The 12,492-nt window shown below is 70.9% G+C and carries 12 protein-coding genes and 1 tRNA gene; 5 read left to right on the forward strand and 8 right to left on the reverse strand.

Going from position 1 to position 12,492, the window contains the following annotated elements; all coding sequences use genetic code 11:
- Entirely contained in the window at positions 1-870 is an 870-nt protein-coding gene (locus HTZ77_RS26265) for an alpha/beta fold hydrolase (RefSeq protein ID WP_235995171.1), read from the forward strand.
- A 41-nt stretch (positions 871-911) separates the two neighbouring features.
- Here the strand turns inward: HTZ77_RS26265 and HTZ77_RS26270 are convergent.
- Positions 912-983: transfer RNA gene (locus tag HTZ77_RS26270), tRNA-Gln, on the reverse strand.
- A gap of 154 nt (positions 984-1,137) precedes the next feature.
- On the opposite strand from HTZ77_RS26270, the gene HTZ77_RS26275 reads away from it, so the two are divergent.
- On the forward strand, positions 1,138-3,105 hold the full coding sequence (locus tag HTZ77_RS26275; RefSeq protein WP_175592351.1) for a M3 family metallopeptidase: 1,968 nt from the start codon (positions 1,138-1,140) through the stop codon (positions 3,103-3,105).
- A gap of 34 nt (positions 3,106-3,139) precedes the next feature.
- Here HTZ77_RS26275 and HTZ77_RS26280 read toward each other — a convergent pair whose 3' ends face one another.
- On the reverse strand, positions 3,140-3,688 hold the full coding sequence (locus HTZ77_RS26280; protein WP_175592352.1) for a PadR family transcriptional regulator: 549 nt from the start codon (positions 3,686-3,688) through the stop codon (positions 3,140-3,142).
- Between the two features lie 55 nt (positions 3,689-3,743).
- On the opposite strand from HTZ77_RS26280, the gene HTZ77_RS26285 reads away from it, so the two are divergent.
- Positions 3,744-5,015 (forward strand): MATE family efflux transporter, encoded by a 1,272-nt coding sequence (locus tag HTZ77_RS26285; RefSeq protein WP_175592353.1) that lies wholly within the window; start codon positions 3,744-3,746, stop codon positions 5,013-5,015.
- Here HTZ77_RS26285 and gltX read toward each other — a convergent pair.
- On the reverse strand, positions 4,909-6,282 hold the full coding sequence (gltX, locus tag HTZ77_RS26290; RefSeq protein WP_175592354.1) for a glutamate--tRNA ligase: 1,374 nt from the start codon (positions 6,280-6,282) through the stop codon (positions 4,909-4,911). The two genes, HTZ77_RS26285 and gltX, sit on opposite strands and share 107 nt — an antisense overlap.
- Positions 6,275-7,051, reverse strand: coding sequence for a fumarylacetoacetate hydrolase family protein (locus HTZ77_RS26295; protein ID WP_175592355.1), 777 nt, complete (start codon positions 7,049-7,051; stop codon positions 6,275-6,277). The genes gltX and HTZ77_RS26295 overlap by 8 nt, the downstream gene beginning before the upstream one ends.
- A gap of 123 nt (positions 7,052-7,174) precedes the next feature.
- Between HTZ77_RS26295 and HTZ77_RS26300 the strand changes: the two genes are divergently transcribed.
- Complete coding sequence (locus tag HTZ77_RS26300) at positions 7,175-7,540, forward strand: antibiotic biosynthesis monooxygenase family protein (protein ID WP_175592356.1); 366 nt, start codon at positions 7,175-7,177, stop codon at positions 7,538-7,540.
- A gap of 19 nt (positions 7,541-7,559) precedes the next feature.
- On the opposite strand, the gene HTZ77_RS26305 is transcribed toward HTZ77_RS26300, so the two are convergent.
- Complete coding sequence (locus HTZ77_RS26305) at positions 7,560-8,156, reverse strand: HD domain-containing protein (RefSeq protein ID WP_175592357.1); 597 nt, start codon at positions 8,154-8,156, stop codon at positions 7,560-7,562.
- A gap of 14 nt (positions 8,157-8,170) precedes the next feature.
- The gene (locus HTZ77_RS26310) at positions 8,171-9,580 is read right to left on the reverse strand and encodes a hypothetical protein (RefSeq protein ID WP_175592358.1); all 1,410 of its coding nucleotides are present in this window, start codon (positions 9,578-9,580) and stop codon (positions 8,171-8,173) included.
- Between the two features lie 163 nt (positions 9,581-9,743).
- On the opposite strand from HTZ77_RS26310, the gene HTZ77_RS26315 reads away from it, so the two are divergent.
- The gene (locus HTZ77_RS26315) at positions 9,744-11,396 is read left to right on the forward strand and encodes a heparinase II/III family protein (protein ID WP_328808775.1); all 1,653 of its coding nucleotides are present in this window, start codon (positions 9,744-9,746) and stop codon (positions 11,394-11,396) included.
- Between the two features lie 25 nt (positions 11,397-11,421).
- On the opposite strand, the gene HTZ77_RS26320 is transcribed toward HTZ77_RS26315, so the two are convergent.
- Both HTZ77_RS26320 and HTZ77_RS26325 read right to left on the reverse strand, forming a co-directional pair.
- On the reverse strand, positions 11,422-11,916 hold the full coding sequence (locus tag HTZ77_RS26320) for a HipA domain-containing protein (protein ID WP_175592360.1): 495 nt from the start codon (positions 11,914-11,916) through the stop codon (positions 11,422-11,424).
- Complete coding sequence (locus HTZ77_RS26325) at positions 11,913-12,479, reverse strand: GmrSD restriction endonuclease domain-containing protein (RefSeq protein WP_407940558.1); 567 nt, start codon at positions 12,477-12,479, stop codon at positions 11,913-11,915. The genes HTZ77_RS26320 and HTZ77_RS26325 overlap by 4 nt, the downstream gene beginning before the upstream one ends.
- Positions 12,480-12,492: the final 13 nt, after the last annotated feature.

A 12,492-nucleotide genomic window follows, 5' to 3' on the forward strand; every position in this document is an offset into this window, starting at 1 on the left:
ATGAGCGAACAGACCGAGACCGCCCGGCCGCGCCGGGTCACCACGTTCGTCTTCGTGACGGGCGCGAACGGGACCGCCTCGCAGGACCCCGAGCTGACCCTGCGCGGCCACCGGACGGTCGGCGTCGACCTTCCCGGCCACGGCGCCGCCGAGCAGTTCCACCGGGCCTACCAGGCGCCCCAGGACCTGGCCGCGCTGGCCGCCCTGCCCTCCCCCGTGTCGGCCGTGACGCTGGACGACCACGTCGAGGCCACCGTGAACGTCGTGCGCCGCGCCGCGGAGCACGGCCCGGTGATCCTGGTGGGCGGAAGCCTGGGCGGCGCGACCGTCACGAGGGCCGCCGACGAGGTGCCCGACCTGATCGACCGGCTCGTGTACGACGCCGCGTTCTGCTGCACCGCGCTGCGCTCGCCGGCGGAGTACCTGGGGACCCCCGAGGCGGAGGGCAGCCTGGCCTCCAGCGTGCTGGGCGCGCTGGTCGGCGACCCGCGGGAGATCGGCGCGATCCGGGTCAACTGGCGCTCGGCCGACCCGGTGTTCCTGGACGCGGCCAAGGAGGCGTACATGGCCGACGCGAGCGACGGGGAGTTCCTGGCGCTGGTGAACGGGCTGCTGCCCGATGAGAGCCTGCTGGTGTCGGGCGGTGACGCGCGTGGCCGCGCGCAGGCGTGGGGACGGGTGCCGCGCACCTACATCAGGCACGCGCGGGACCGGACGATCCCGCCGGCGCTGCAGGACCGGATGATCAGGGAGGCCGACGCGGCGACCCCGGGCAATCCGTTCGACGTGCACACGGTGGAGGCTACCCACGCGCCGACGGCGGCGGCTTACCGGCAGATCAGCGACATTCTCGATCGGCTGGCGAAATGAAAAACGGACGCCTCGGTTTCCGAGACATCCGCTGCTCACTGCTGGGGTACCAGGACTCGAACCTAGACTAACTGAACCAGAATCAGTCGTGCTGCCAATTACACCATACCCCACCGCTTCCGCGAGCCCCGTGGGGCGCGTTCGGCGACGTCCGAAAGAATAGCCCAGCTTGAGGCGAAGACCAAAACGATTGCCCCGGGCGGCCCGGCGGGCCCCTCCCCGTGCCAAGCTGAGGGGGACAAAACACCATGTGGAGGAGCCCGAGCGTTGGCCGAGAACCCCTTGTTCGCCCCTAGTTCCCTGCCGTACCAGTTGCCGCCTTTCGCGGACATCCGCGAGGAGCACTACCTGCCCGCGTTCGAGCGGGGAATGGCCGAGCAACTGGCCGAGGTCGACGCGATCGCCGGAAGCGCCGAGCCGCCGACGTTCGACGACACGATCGCCGCGCTCGAACGCTCCGGGCGGCTGCTCGCCCGGACGGCCACGGCGTTCTCCACCGTCGCCGCGTCCGCCTCGACCGAGGGGATCATGGAGATCGAGAAGCGGATCTCCCCCGAGCTGACGAAGCACAGCGACGCCATCCGCCTCAACCGCGCCCTGTGGGCCCGCGTCAAGCAGGTCGCCACCGAGGACCCCGAGGAGGCGTGGCTGCTGGAGAAGTACCGCGAGGACTTCGTCCGGGCCGGCGCCGACCTGTCCGAGACCGAGCAGGAGCGGCTCAGGGAGCTCAACGAGGAGCTGGCGCGGCTGTCCACCGAGTTCGCCCAGAACCTCATGCGCGCCTCCACCGACTCCGCGCTCGTGGTGGACGACCCCAAGGAGCTCGACGGGTTCGACGAGGAGCGGATCGCGTCGCTGCGCCGCGACGGCCAGTACGTCCTGCCGCTGCTGAACTTCACCAACCAGCCGGGTCTGGCCCAGCTCACCGACCGCGACGTGCGCCGCCGGCTCTACACGCTGAGCGTCGAGCGGGCGCCGCGCAACTTCGAGCTGGCGGTCCGCATGGCGACGCTGCGCGCCGAGCGGGCCCGGCTGCTGGGCTTCCCGAACCACGCCGCGTACTCGGTGGCCGACCAGACCGCCAAGACCGTCGACGCGGTCGAGGAGATGCTCGGGCAGCTCGTCGGCCCGGCCGTACGCAACGCCCGCAAGGAGGCCGAGGCGCTGGCCGAGCAGGCCGGGTTCCCGATCGAGCCGTGGGACTGGTCCTTCTACTCCGAGAAGGTCCGCCAGGCCCGCTACGACCTCGACGCGAGCGCGATGCGGCCGTACTTCGAGCTCGACCGCGTCTACCGCGACGGCGTCTTCCACGCGGCGACCCTGCTGTACGGCATCACCTTCGCCGAGCGTCCGGAGCTGCGCGGCTACCACGAGGACGTGCGGATCTTCGAGGTGTTCAACGAGGACGGCAGCACCCTCGGCCTGTTCGCGCTCGACCCGTACGCCCGCGAGGGCAAGCGCGGCGGCGCCTGGATGAACAACCTGGTCGACCAGTCGCTGCTGTTCGGCGAGAAGCCGGTCGTGGTCAACAACCTCAACGTCACCAAGCCCGCCTCGGGCCCGACGCTGCTGACCTACGACGAGGTCAACACGGCCTTCCACGAGTTCGGGCACGCCCTGCACGGGCTGTTCTCGGAGGTGCGCTTCCCGCGCGTCTCCGGCACCAGCGTGCCGCGCGACTTCGTCGAGTACCCGTCGCAGGTCAACGAGATGTGGATCACCTGGCCGGAGGTGCTGGCCAACTACGCGCGCCACCACGAGACGGGCGAGCCGATGCCGGCCGAGCTGGTCGAGAAGATGAAGGCGGCCGAGCAGTTCAACCAGGGCTTCATGACCGTGGAGTACCTCGCGGCCACGCTGCTCGACTGGGCCTGGCACAAGCTGGAGCCGGGCCAGGAGGTGGCGGACGCCGAGGCGTTCGAGCAGGCGGCCCTGGAGGCGGCCGGGATCGCCTTCCCGCCGGTCCGGCCGCGTTACCGGACCAACTACTTCGCGCACATCTTCTCGGGCGGCTACAGCGCCGGCTACTACTCCTACATCTGGAGCGAGGTGCTGGACGCGGAGAGCGTCGAGTGGTTCAAGGAGAACGGCGGGCTCCGGCGCGAGAACGGCGACCACTTCCGGCGCACGCTGCTGTCGAGGGGCGGCGCCACCGACCCGCTGACGGCCTTCCGCGAGTTCCGCGGCCGTGAGGCGTCCATCGAGCCGCTGCTGAAGCGCCGCGGCCTGGTCTGACCGGTCCAGGACCCCGCCCCGCGGGGCGGGGTCCTCACGCGGCCGGGCTCGGCAGGCCGGCGAGGCGCTCGCGCAGCCACTCCTTCTCCGCCCGGCTCATGGCCCGCGCGACCAGCAGCATCCCCTTCCGGTACGGGTCGGGCTCCTCCTCCGCGCGCACCGGCCGCCCGCCCTCGTAGAAGAAGCCGGCCGGCGCCTCCAGGAAGTCGAGGCGGCGCCGGAGCACCGCGGCGCGGTCGGCCGGGTCCGGCAGCGCCGACAGGAACGTCAGCAGGACGAAGAACCGCGCCTGGTCGCTGATCTGGAGGTCGGCGGGGCGGCGGAGACGGTCGAGCAGCTCCTCACGGCCGGCCGGGGTGAGGGTGAGCACGTACCGGCGCGCCGCCGCCGCGCCCGCCTCCTCGTGCCGCTCGACCAGGCCCGCCGATTCGAGCCGTGAGATGGCCGGGTAGAGGGCGCCGTCGCTGACGGGGCGCAGGTGGCCGGAGAGCGCCGCGATGCGCGCCTTGAGCTCGTAGCCGTGCATCGGCCGCTCGTTCAGGAAGCCCAGGATCGTCAGGGCCAGGTCGCCGCCGCTTGCCATGGGCCGCATCGTACCGCTATACCTCTAATCGATATACAACGAATCGAGGTATGTGATGATCCGGCTGGCGATCCCCGTATACGTGGAGCTGCTGACGGCGGTCGTGGCGGTGGGGCTGATCGACCTGCTCTGGGTCTCCGGGCTGGGCGAGGCCGCGGTCGCCGCCGTGACCGTGGGCACCACCGTCGAGTACCTGGCCTACGGCCTGTTCCTGGCGATCCCGACGGGCGTCACGGTGCTGGTCGGCCGCCGTGACGGGCACGCGCCCGTCGCGCCCGTCGTCCGCGCCGGCTGGGCGCTGTGGGCGGTCCTGTCGGTCGCGATCGCGGTGCCGGGCGTACTGCTGCGCGAGCCGCTGGCCGCGCTGTTCACCGACGACTGGCGGCTCACGGCCGGCTTCTTCCTGATCTCGCTCGGCGGCCTGCCCGTGTACTTCGCCCAGACCGTCGTGGACGGCATCCTCAAGGGCCGCGGGGACACCCGTCGGCCGATGCGGCACGCCATCCTCTGCAACGTGCTGGTGGTCGCGCTGGACCCGTTGTTCATCTACGGGCTGGACCTGGGCGTGCAGGGGGCCGCACTGGCGACCGTGGCGGCCCGGCTGCTGACCCTGGTCGTGGCGCTGGCGACCGCGCGCCGCCTCACCCGGGCGCCGTCCGCCGACGGGGACGCCGCCGGCACCGGGGCGGCCGCGTGGGACGTGGTGCGGACCGGGCTGCCGATGTCCGGCGACTTCCTCGCCCGCTCGGCCGTGGGCATGGCGCTGGTGGACCTGGTGGCCGGGTTCGGCACGCGGGAGCTGGCCGGCTACGGCATCGGGCAGAAGATCATGCTGGCCGGCGTCATGGTGTTCTACGCGCTGCGGCAGGCCGCGATGATCCGCACCGCGCGCTCCGAGCCGGCCGGCTCGCCGCTCCTGCTCGGCCTGGGCGCCGGCGCGGCCGTGGCGCTCGCGGTGAACGCCGTGGCGGCGCCCGTCGCCGCGCTCTTCACGGCGGACCCGGAGCCCGCCGTGAGCTTCCTGCGCTGGATGACGCTCTACCTGGTGCCCTTCGGCGGGCTCATCGCCGTCGGCGGGGTGCTCCAGGCGAGCGGCAGGGGCGGCCGGCTGCTGGCCGCCACGCTGGCCGGGTTCGCCGTGCAGGTGCCGCTGGCGTACGCGCTGAGCGCGCACGCCGGCGTCACCGGGGTGTGGCTGGCGATGGCCGCCGGGGCGGCCGTCAGCCTCGCAGGCGCGCTAGCGCCGCGCGCAGCCGCTCCTGGCTCCGCTCGCGGCCGAGCACCTCGATCGACTCGAACAGCGGCAGACCGACCGTCCGGCCGGTGACCGCCACGCGGACGGGGGCCTGCGCCTTGCCCAGCTTGAGGCCGTGGGCGGCGCCCACCTCCTCCAGCGCCTCCTTCAGCGACTCGGGGTCCCAGCTCACGGAGTCGAGGCGCTCCAGGTAGCCGGTGAGGATCTCGACCGGGGCGTTCTTCATGGCCTTGTCCCAGGACGCCTGGTCGAACACCGGCTGGTCGAGGAAGAGGAAGTCGACGTTCTGCCGGATCTCCGACAGCACCGTGATGCGCGTCTGGGCGAGCGCCGCGACCTTGCTGAAGGTCTCGCGGTCCCAGTCGGCGTCGAGGTACGGCGAGCAGCGCTCCTCGAAGACGTGGATCGGCAGCGCCCGGATGTACTCGCCGTTGAAGGCGCGCAGCTTCTTCTCGTCGAAGAACGCGCTGGAGCTGTTGACGTCCTCCAGCCGGAACAGCGGCACCATCTCCGACCACGGCATGATCTCGCGGTCGTCGCCAGGGCCCCAGCCGAGCAGCATGAGGTAGTTGACCATGGCCTCGGCCAGGTAACCCTCCTCGCGGTAGTCCTCCAGCGCCACCTTGTCGCGCCGCTTGGACAGCTTCTTGCGCTGCTCGTTGACGATGACCGGCAGGTGCGCCCACACCGGCGGCGTCGCGCCGAGCGCCGGCCACAGGAGCTCCTGCTTGGCCGCGTTGCCCAGGTGCTCCTCGCCGCGCACCACGTGGGTGATGGCCTGGGTGATGTCGTCGACCGCGTTGGCCAGCACGTAGAGGGGCGAGCCGTCGGTGCGGGCGATGACGAAGTCCTCCTGGGCGTCGTTGGGGAACTCCACCCGGCCGCGGATCAGGTCGTCGACCACCGTGACGCCCTCGTCGGGGGTGCGGAAGCGGACCGCGCCCTCGGTCAGGCCGCGCTCGCGGCAGTGGCCGTCGTAGCCGCGGTGCTCGGAGCCGGTGCGGGCGACGAGCTGCTCGCGGGTGCAGTCGCAGTAGTACGCCTTACCGTCGGCCAGCAGCTTGGCCACGGCCTCGCGGTGCTGCGGCTCGTAGGCCGACTGGAAGTAGGGGCCCTCGAACGCCGGGTTGGTGCCGTTGATGCCGATCCAGTCGAGCGCCGAGATGATGCCCTCGGTCCACTCGGGCCGGTTGCGGGTGGCGTCGGTGTCCTCGACGCGCAGCACGAACCGGCCGCCGGCCTGCTCGGCCAGCGCCCAGTTGAACAGCGCCGTACGGGCGCCGCCCACGTGGAACATGCCGGTGGGGGACGGCGCGAACCGTACCCGTAGATCAGTCACGAGCGACCACCTTGTTCGTCAGAGTGCCGATGCCTTCGATGCCGACGCTGACCTCGTCGCCGATCTCGACCGGGCCGACGCCCGCCGGGGTGCCGGTCAGGATCACGTCGCCGGGGATCAGGGTCATGACCGCGCTGACGTAGGCGACGAGCGCGGGGATGTCGTGGATGAGCTGGCTGGTGCGGCCGCTCTGGCGCACCTCGCCGTTGACCGTCGTGGTGAGCGCGAGGTCGCTCGGGTCGAGGTCGGTGCGGATCCACGGGCCCAGCGGGCAGAACGTGTCGAAGCTCTTGGCGCGGGTGAACTGCACGTCGCGCTTCTGCAGGTCGCGGGCCGTCACGTCGTTGGCGCAGGTGTAGCCGAAGATGACGTCCTTGACCCGCTCGACCGGGACCTCGCGGCACAGCCGTCCGATGACCACGGCCAGCTCGCCCTCGTAGTCGACCCGGTGGGACAGCGAGGTGGGGTAGGCGATGGCCTCGCCGTGGCCGATGACGGAGGTGGACGGCTTCATGAAGATCAGCGGCTCGTCGGGCACCTCGTTGCCCAGCTCGCGGGCGTGCTCGGCGTAGTTGCGGCCGATGGCCACCACCTTGCTCGGCAGCATGGGGGCCAGCAGCTTCACCTGGGACAGCGGGTATCGCTCGCCGGTGAACTGGACCTCGCCGAACGGGTGACCGGTGATGGCGGAGACGAACTCCTCGCCCGGTCCGCCCTCGACCACGCCGAACGTGACGCCTTCGCCTGTGGAGAACCTCGCTATACGCACCCGACAAGGCTATCGCCGCCGCCGAGCCGGTCCGCCCCCCGGAGGTGCGGCGGGTTAGCCTGGCAACGGCACCGGGTCGCGACGGGGCACCCGGTGCGGTGAGCTGCCGCGAGAGGGGTCGCGTTGTCCGTCGTGAAGATCAATGTGCTGACGGTTCCCGCCGAGATGCGGGAGGAACTGGAGCGCCGGTTCTCCAACCGGGCGGGGATGGTCGAGTCGTCCGACGGCTTCGAGTGGTTCGAGCTGCTGCGGCCGGTCGAGGGCACCGACCGCTATCTCGTCTACACGCGCTGGCGCAGCGAGGAGGACTTCCAGAACTGGCAGAAGGGCATGGCGTTCCAGCGCGGCCACGCCCAGGCCGCCGCCGACGCGGGCCGCGCCGGCGGGCAGGAGCAGGGACAGGGGCACGGCCACGGACAGGGGCCGGCCGCCTCGGGCTCGGAGGTGTGGTCCTTCGAGGTCGTGCAGAGCGCCGGCCCGAAGTCCTGACCGAGGCGTCCCGGGGCCGTCAGGCGTCGAGGGGATTGCGGGCGACGCGCTCCGCGATCCCCGACCGGACGAACCCGCCCGCCAGGCTGGACGGCTTGCGCTCGCCCTGCTCGGCGATGCAGGCGGCGAACTCCTTGGCGATGTCCAGGCGCGGGTGGCGGGCCAGGACCTCCTCCCGCAGGCCGGGCGGGATCAGCTCCGTGCGCCGGCCCGAGATGTCCATGCCCGTGGACAGCTCCAGCAGGTGCCCCTCGGGATCGTCCTCCAGGGACACCTCGTCCCACATGTGCCGGACGATCACTTCGAGGGCGCGCTGCCTGCGCTCGCGCGACCAGCCGGCGCCCGCGCAGAACGCCCAGGCCACGTGCCCGCCCGCCTCCTCGAACGGCACGGTGTGGCTGTCGAACTCGGCGGTCAGCCCGAGATCGTGGAGCATGGCCGACACGTAGAGCAGCTCCGCGTCGAAGCCGATGCCCTGCTTCCTGGCGTAGGCGGCGGCCCACAGGTAGGCCCGGACGGAGTGGTTCAGCAGCGAGGGCGTGTGGTATCTGGCCGCCACCTCCAGCGCGCCGCGACAGGCGGCGGTGTCGGGGATCACCAGGTCGTTCAGCTTCATGGGGCCATCATGACTCAACGGGTACGGCCGGCGGGCTGGGCGGCGTCCGAGCGGGACGGCGCGGCGTCGCCGGAGTCGGCGCGCGGCGTCCGGCGGGCGACCGCCAGCCCCGCCGCGAGGCAGGCGAGCGGCACGCCGGGCAGCACGTACCGGTGGTCGAAGGCGGCGATGAGCACGGGCAGCAGGAGCAGCGTCACCGAGGCCGCCCACGGCAGCAGCACGTCGCCGCCCAGCGACCGCCACCTGACCACGACCCCGGCCAGGCCCACCAGCAGGAGCGCCCCGAGCAGCGGCCCCCGCAGGAAGCCCCAGCCCTGGTAGGAGCGGATCAGGCCCGCGTACGGCTCGACGACCGCGCTCTGGCCGGAGGCGCCCTGGTAGTCGGTGGTGATCTCGGCGGCGGTGCGGTCCTTGGAGGCGGGCACGTCCCTGAACGGCGGGATGCGCTCGGGGAAGGAGTAGGCGCTCTGCGGCCCGTCCACCGGGTACACCCAGCGCTCCCAGCTGAAGATGTGCGCCGAGTCGGCGAGCCCCGCGGCGAGGAAGTCGAGCGGCTGGGCGAGGATGGCCTGCCGGGCGAAGCGGCCCGCGCCCTCGTCGCGCGCGGCGTTGCCGCCCTTGATCGTGGTGATCGGCGAATCGGCGTCCCAGATGTACTCCGGCGGCTGCCGGCGCTGCCCCAGCGGCTCCTTCGGGCAGAGCTGCGGCAGGTCCGGCCGGATGCGCGCGCAGTCGGCGAAGGTCAGCGTGCGCGCCCACAGGAACGTACTGCCGCGGCTCAGCGCGAACGTGCCGTGGACGGAGGCGAACCACGAGGCGTAACCGGCGAGCGGGATCGCGGCGGCCACCGCGAGCGCGGCGACGGCGCGCCAGCCGGTACGGCGCAGCAGCAGCGCGACCGCGACCACGGCGATCACCGGAAGCCCGATCGTGCGGGTGACGGTGGCGGCGGCCAGCAGGACACCGGCCGCGGCGGCCGTACCCGCCGAGGGACGGGGCCGCCACAGGACCAGGGTCACCGCGGCCATGACCAGGAACACGAACAGCAGATCAGCCATGATCATGTGTTCGAGCTGGATCTGGTACGCGTCGACGAGCACCGGCAGGGCGAACAGGGCCGCGGCCCAGCCGGGCAGGCGGCGCCGCAGCAGCGCGTACACCATGACGCCGATGCCGAGGCCGAGCAGGTGCTGCACGACCACGACGGCCTCGACGCTCGACAGCGGGCGCAGCGCCCACAGGAAGAACGAGTAGCCGGACGTGCGCGACTCCAGCGGGCGCGGGTCGAGCGCGGCGTTGAGGTAGGCGAAGGAGTCGGCCCAGAACCAGATCGCCGGCCGGTAGCCGAAGAGAGCGAGGCCGCGCAGGACGACCCCGGCGAGCACGGCAAGGAGGAACGCCCCGTGCGCGCGTACCAACGACATCAGCGGCCTCCTCAGCCTCCCGGCGAGCAAACAGGATACAAAGGGCGAATAGCTATCGGGCCGCTAACGATCTGACACCCGGTCTATCGCCCGACTTGACCGGTTGATCGCGATTCGGACAGCATGTTCCGCCCCCCATTTCATGGTCCGGAAGGAAACCGGCGTGCGCCGCCTCGCGATCCCCCTCACCTCCCTGCTCCTCCTGTGCGGGCTGGCAGGTGCAGCGCACGCCGACACGCCCGCGGACGGGACGGAGAAGGTCAAGCGGACCTCCCAGTGCCAGGGCGACTGGCTGCCCGCGACGCCGACGGCCGACGAGGTCATGCGGGGCGAGATCTCCCTGGTCGGCCTGCCGCCGTACAAGCTCGGCAGCAAGATCAACTGGGCCGCCAGCCCGTACCGGAACCGCTCGTGGGAGTTCGTCTTCCAGTCGCTGCGCTGGATGGGCACGCTCGTCGTGGCCTACGAGAACAGCGGCGACGAGCGCTACCTCGACCGGGCCAAGGAGATCACCAAGGACTGGGTGGCGGGCAACCGGCGCGGCGCCGCCGGCACCCCGTCGTACGCCTGGAAGGACCACCCCGTCTCCCTGCGCTCGCAGGCGCTCGTCTGCCTGAGCATGCACGTCAAGGACGCCTGGCTGAAGGACAGCCTGGCCGACCACGCCCGGCTGCTGGCCGACCCGAGGCTCTACAAGAAGGGCCACAACCACGGGATGGACCAGGACATCGCGCTCATGGGCATCGGCTGCCGCTACGGCCGCTCCGACTGGGCGAACCTGGCCTCCAGGCGCCTGACCGGCACCGTCAAACTCGACGTGGACTCCCAGGGCGCGCTCATGGAGCAGGCCCCGCGCTACGCCGTCTACGTGTACGGCCGGCTCCAGGTGGCCATCGCCAACATGAAGGACTGCGGGCGCAAGGTGCCGGGCGAGATCTCCGAGCGGGCCGACGCCCTGAAGGACTTCATCGCCCACTCCACCATGCCCAACGGCTACATGGCCCCCCTCGGCGACGGCAGCGCCGAGACCGAGCCGCGGGTGGAGACCGGCACGCCCAAGCAGGAGGTCAAGGTCTACCGGGCCGGCTACGTCTACGGCCGGACCGCCTGGAACAAGCCGGACTCCGCGTACTACTCGATCAGGTTCGGCCCCGGCCTGAAGTTCCACGGCCACGAGGACCACCTGGGCGTGACGTACTACGCGCACGGCCGCGACATCCTCATGGACGCCGGCTTCCACTCCTACGAGAAGAGCGCCTACCGCTACTGGACGCTCTCCCCCGAGGCGCACAACGTCCCCACGGTCGTCGGGCAGCGCTTCCGGCCGCGCACGGCCAGCAAGCTGACCAAGTCGGTGATCGGCGCCGACCGGCAGGCGTTCCGCCTGACCGACAAGGCGTACGGGACGGCCCGCACCCGGTCGGTGCTCGTCAACCACGGCGACGACCTGATGGCGGTGCTCGACACGGCGGCGGGCGGCAAGAAGGTGCGCAACCTGTGGCGGTTCGCCCCGTCCCTCAAGGTCGTCTCGAACGAGGGTGGCCGGGTGGTGCTGGGCGACGGCAAGTTCCGGGTGACGCTGCTCCAGTTCGGTCCCTCCTGCCGTCCGGTGGGCGGCCAGAAGGTGGAGCGCGGCGGGAAGCTGGGCTGGGTGTCGCCGACGTACCTGTCCAAGCTGCCGACGGCCGTCGTCGTGTCGCCCGACGCCGCGTCGCTGCTGACGGTGATCGTGCCGGGCACGGACGACCCGAAGGTGTCGTGCTCGGGCGGCAAGGTCAAGGTCGAGGGCGTGTCCTTCTCGGCCGGCCTGCTCTGACGACGGTACTCGTGGAAGCGGTACGTCACCGTCTCGCTTCCACGACCAGGGGGAGCGACTTCAGGCGCTGGTCGATGTGGGCGGCGACGAAGGCGGGAGTGGCGGATCCGGCCCTCACCTGCGGCCACGCATCAAGCAGCGCCTCCACAGTGCGCACGACAACATCTGTGACGTGGTCGGGTTCCAGTCCTGCGCGCCGGGCCAGGTGCCGGAAATTGTCCAAGGTGATGAGCCTCGCCACCCTGCCGCCATTCACCGGAAACGCCAGTTCCTCGGTGCGGAACTCGTCGTAGGCCGACACCGAGACGAAGTCATAGGCTGGGGAGAGCCGTGCGGTGATGCCATCCGGGTATCGCACGGTCCAGTTCTTGAGATGCGCGTCGAGGTTGCCCATGACCACGATCGCGGTCAGCCTCCGCACATACTCTTCCACGTCGTCCGAGCACACCGCATTGATGAACCGAGCAAGCCCGGCGTAGGTCGCCTTTTCGTATTTGGAGGCGACGGCGACCTCCCTCACCTGCGCGAAATCTCGCCGAACCCGAAGGTCTGCACGCTCGCACCGAGCATGCGCAGATCTCCGGGCTTCTGCTCTCCCGCGATCGAATGCAGCGCGTTGAACACCTCTGCGCTTTTCAGCGGCTTACCAAAGGTGTTCATCCGGTCGAAGATGTCGCGCAACGCGCGATCATCCTCCCCGGCGACTATGTACATGGGGATCTTGTAGTCCCGGACCGCGGCGACGACCTGATCCGCCAATGCGATCTGCTCGTCGTTCAGATGAACCCGTGCCCGGATCCACGCATTGGTTCTGGCTGTATCCAATACGAGAGACATGGGCAGCTGATCGTCTCCCGGCTGATATCGACGCGGCAGCGAGATGAATTGATGACGAGCCAGGTCAAAATATATCCGGAACCGTGGGTCAACGGTGTCGCCTGTGGCCGTGAGCGCACCCACCAGGCTGGTGATCCGTTGCTGGCCGTCCACCACCCAATAGGCGTCTCCGACTGCATGCGCATCGATCGTCAGATGACCGATGTGCACCGTCCCCGCCGCAGCGGGACGCTGCCAGACCAGCACGTTTGGGATAGCC

The organism is Nonomuraea montanisoli (assembly GCF_013363975.1).
GTDB lineage: Bacteria > Actinomycetota > Actinomycetes > Streptosporangiales > Streptosporangiaceae > Nonomuraea > Nonomuraea montanisoli.